This window comes from Neobacillus niacini (assembly GCF_000759675.1).
Classification (GTDB): Bacteria; Bacillota; Bacilli; order Bacillales; family Cytobacillaceae; genus Neobacillus; species Neobacillus niacini_A.
The window spans coordinates 1-423 of the sequence record NZ_BAWM01000161.1 but is presented as its reverse complement, the minus strand read 5'-3'; the positions used below and the strand labels follow the sequence as shown (position 1 = coordinate 423).

Annotated in this window: 1 pseudogene; it reads left to right on the top strand. The window is 32.4% G+C overall.

Going from position 1 to position 423, the window contains the following annotated elements:
* Positions 1 to 56: 56 nt before the first annotated feature.
* Positions 57 to 423, top strand: a pseudogene (locus TR08_RS30090) (hypothetical protein); the annotation flags it as partial.

The window sequence follows — 423 nt, the reverse complement described above, 5'->3', positions numbered from 1 at the left end:
GCAGGATAGTTGAAGAGGGATTGGGAATCATACACCTAAAAAAGGGTGTAAGAATTATGAAAAAAATATGTCTTATTGTATTATTTTTGTTAATTTCTATTGGTGCTAGTGGAAAAGCATCTGCTAATTCAAGTAATACACCAAGACCATTTGAAGAGATTTACCTTGAAATTGGTTACCAATCAGTTGATGAGGCATTAAAAGCATTTGAGCATCACTTTAAGCAAGATTTGAAGTTACCTCTCCGACAGCCCCCTATTGCTTTTACTCATCCGTTTGGAAGGTTTAGTAACTTAGAAGGCGATATTAATGACTCATTTGAAATAGTATTCATAAATGATAAATCGCCTGAAAATCATTATAAAATTGATGTTCGACCTGTTAAACATAAAATTTCAATCCCAGATAAGTATGTTTTAAAAC